Annotated in this window: 1 protein-coding gene and 1 pseudogene; both read right to left on the minus strand. The window is 26.9% G+C overall.

The genetic code is table 11. The annotated features are described in order from the left end of the window. Window positions 1–186 precede the first annotated feature (186 nt). Entirely contained in the window at window positions 187–1779 is a 1593-nt protein-coding gene (locus BUB36_RS18655; RefSeq protein ID WP_073153796.1) for a S41 family peptidase, read from the minus strand. A gap of 97 nt (window positions 1780–1876) precedes the next feature. After that, window positions 1877–2817: pseudogene (locus BUB36_RS18660) on the minus strand (transposase). Window positions 2818–2894: the final 77 nt, after the last annotated feature.

Here is a 2894-nt window from a genome sequence, read left to right on the forward strand (position 1 = left end):
TTTTAACATATTTAATTGAATTATGCAATAGGTTATTTTTATGGAACCACAGCAATCGCATATGAAAATCTATCTTAATAAGAAAGGTTCAAGTTTTTTAAAATGGCTTTGCACCATTAGAAATAATTAATTGCAAATCAATACCCTTACCCACAAATATAGTCCTAAGTATATGTATTACTTTTATCAATTACTTTCTATCAACCATTTTATTACTGGATCATTGTCTTCTATTATATCTTTACGTTTTTTAATTATTAAGATATCTGGTTGTAGAGTATTTCCATTATTTTTATCTGGGCTTTTCCAGTATCTAGTAGATGCAAATACAGTAATATTAGAATTTTCAAGCATTTTATGAACTGTATGACCGTAGTTATTTATTGAATTTCCAGTAGGCTCTCCAATAATAAGAGCAATATCATTAACTTTAAATGTATTTGCAAAGAGCATCGCTGAACTAAATGTATTTTTTGATGTAAGAATATAAATTTTCCCATTGTATATATATTCGTTATTATTATTAGCCTTTACTAATTTCATTTTCCTATTATTTTTTTCAATTACATATGGTTTATATTCTTTATTACTCTTAATATATCTTAAAAATTCATTAATAACACTTGAGTTACCACCAAAGTTCTCTCTTAAATCTACTCCAATTCTTGAAATATTTTTTTCCTTTACTTGCTTAAAAAATCTTTCTATTTCTTTTGATAAATCATTATTAACTATACAACGATTTAATGCAAAAATTGCTAGATTATTTTCATCATAAATTTTAAAACTATATGACCCAATTGAGTTCCGCTTATATCTTTCATAAAATGTATATGTATAAAAATGTTCTCTTATTGTTTCAACTTCTCCATTTGTTCTTTCTACAGTGAAGTTTACTTCTTCATTGTCTCTTATTAATCCTAGTTTTTTCAAGTATGCTTTTGTTAGTAATAACGATTCTCCCATTGCCCTAACCCAAAATTCATTTTCTGCAGGAATAACTTTTATAAGCCCTGATAATATTTGTTTTGTATCTTTATCACCTATTTTTAAAATTTTATCGCCTTTCAAAAATTTATTGAATGATTCAGTTATAATAATACCTTCATCAAGCCATAAAATATTTAAAGGAATTTTTTTTGTTTCTGGCTTAAAATATGCACTTGTATGTCCATCTTTTAATGTTGCTAATAGTTCTTGAACAATTAAATAAAATTCATCTTTTTTAATAGGTTCTTTAATACTCTTTTTTGCTTTTTCAATCTGCTTTAAAAACTTTTCTCTAAATTCTTCATTTTGTAGTTTAGGATGATTACAAACTACAAAGCTTTGTAATTGCTCTAAATCATCTTTAGCATTTTCTAGGCTTATATATTCATCTTTTAACTTAACAAATTCACCATTTTCCCATTTGCCATCTAAAATCCAATAGCCTTCATTATAATAAGTACCTTCGCCATGTGGCAAACCATCTTTCCAATGCCCTATGTATTTAGTGCCATCTATATCCTTAAAAATACCATCACCGTTTGGTAAATTATCTTTCAAATCTCCCTTATAATACCCCTTTCTTATTAAACCATCTGAAAGTTTAAATTCATACTTGATTGTTTTAATTATGTCTTCTTCAATTTTATTCCCATTTTCTGCTAACCCATATTTTATTTCATTTTTTATATTTTTATTTTCTTCAATAGTTGTAATGTTTTTGTTACTGCATCCTATAATTAATAAAAGCATAAAAAATAATAGCATAATAAATAGGCGTTTTTTATTCATGTGTATCCTCCATTTACTATTTTAATCTTATTATTTTATATAGCTTGTTGAATAATTAACTTAGGATTTTCTAGGAATATCCATTTTTACAGAATTTCTATTTATTCCAAGGAAACTTGTTACAAGTAACCCCTTGATTAATTATTTTTTCGATTAGATATAACAATAATGTCCACATCACATGGGATTGATATTTGTTAAATCCATGTAATCTTGGATTTTCAAGGTCATAACGGAGCTTAAATATAGAAAATAGTCTTTCAATAGTGATTCTTTTTTTATATATTTTTTCTTCGATAGGAGAATCAATAAAGTAGAAATTTCTTTTTCTATACTCATTCTTAATATTATCAACTGAATTAGATTTTCTGAGATTTACATCAGTAACTAGGTGAAAGGATAGTTCTTTGCATAATTTAAACAGTTTCACGCTGCCATAAGCAGCATCACCTAATAAGGCAAAGATATCGTAGCCCTTAAGTTTAAGGATTAAATCCTTGCAATTACTATCGTAAAAATTTGCTGTAGTAAAGTGAAATTCTAATGGAACTAAATCAGAAGAACTAATTAGATGAAGCTTATAGCCTTTATACCACCCTAGTCTGGTGGATTTACCTGACTTGGCTTCAGAATCAAACCTAGAACTTCTTAATGCTGTGGAATCTATAGAGCAAATTCTTAAATCAGGATTTAATAAGAGAACAAACATCCTATATATTATATTTGATAAAACAAAGATTTTTCAATCTCTTTTGCTCTAATACAGAAAGTAGAATGATCAGGAATATCGAAAAGTCCAATTATCTTTGCTGCTATAATATCATTAGTCAATTTCCACTCCAGTTCTCTTAAACAGTAAATTTTATTCATGACCTTATACAAAAGACATTGGATAATTTGCAAGTCCGAATATTTCTTAGGTCTACCAACACTTTTAGTATTAGGGTTAGAAATTAATTTTTCATATACCTTTTGTAATTTTTTACAAATTGCATAAAAGGGGTTATCAAGTATCTTAATTAAGCCTGAATTATTCATAGAAAACATCAAAAATGATTGAATCGTAGTATTAACAAGTAGTCCAACAAATTGGACTTTGCACCCATTGGGTGAAA

It is taken from the genome of Paramaledivibacter caminithermalis DSM 15212, from assembly GCF_900142245.1.
In the GTDB taxonomy this organism is placed as follows: Bacteria; Bacillota; Clostridia; order Peptostreptococcales; family Caminicellaceae; genus Paramaledivibacter; species Paramaledivibacter caminithermalis.

Coding starts and splice junctions, on each gene's coding strand:
- BUB36_RS18655 (WP_073153796.1), bottom strand. CDS start 1,779: ATGAATAAAAAACGCCTATTTATTATGCTATTATTTTTTATGCTTTTA.